The sequence below is a fragment of the Wolbachia endosymbiont of Nasonia giraulti genome (assembly GCF_048054155.1).
Taxonomy (GTDB): Bacteria; Pseudomonadota; Alphaproteobacteria; order Rickettsiales; family Anaplasmataceae; genus Wolbachia; species Wolbachia pipientis_C.
Map to the genome: position 1 here is coordinate 45,266 of NZ_JAFEVH010000001.1, position 322 is coordinate 45,587.

1 pseudogene is annotated in these 322 nt (G+C 34.8%); it reads right to left on the bottom strand.

What is annotated here, in order from left to right:
- Positions 1-3: 3 nt before the first annotated feature.
- Positions 4-322: pseudogene (locus JR312_RS00205) on the bottom strand (hypothetical protein); the annotation flags it as partial.

The following is a 322-nucleotide window of genomic DNA, read 5'->3' on the forward strand; positions in this document are numbered from 1 at the left end:
TTATTACTTTTTTTTCGGTTTGACACACTTTTTTGAACGTTCCCGTTCAGTTTGTAATTTTGCATTTTTTTGCTTTTCTTCTCCAAGTTTATCCTGTAAATCACTATTGTGCTTTTCTAACTCTTCAAGTTCTTGTTCAGCGTTGTCGAACCTATATTGTAAATTGTTCCTCAGTTCATTTAATTCTCTAATTTCTTGTTCAGCTTTTGTAAGCTTTTGATCTAGTTGTTGTGAGTTAACTTCTGTCTGAGTTTCAGTTTCTTGAGAGCCAATTCCTGTTTGAGTTTCAACGTGCTGCACAGCAACCTCTGTCTGAGTTTCA